Here is a 236-nt window from a genome sequence, read left to right on the forward strand (position 1 = left end):
GCATCGTCCCTGGCCTCCTCCCTGTGCCATGCGAGCCCGCAATAAGCGCAATTGACCCGACAACCTTCAGGATAGGTCACCAGCAGGTCAAGAAAGTGGGTGCAGGCGGTGCGGTCCATCCGCCCGGGGACGAGCCCCAGGGTGATGGCCGCTACATTGCTCCTCTACACGTACTCCGTCGAAATCATCTGGGGGGTTTTGATGCGGTAGTTGTGGCGGTAGAAGCGGCTCGGCTG

Annotated in this window: 1 pseudogene; it reads right to left on the reverse strand. The window is 61.4% G+C overall.

From position 1 onward, the window contains the following. Positions 1-236, reverse strand: a pseudogene (locus ACTFO6_RS19845) (radical SAM protein); the annotation flags it as partial.

The sequence above is a fragment of the Pelomicrobium sp. G1 genome, from assembly GCF_051905455.1.
Lineage (GTDB): Bacteria > Pseudomonadota > Gammaproteobacteria > Burkholderiales > UBA6910 > Pelomicrobium.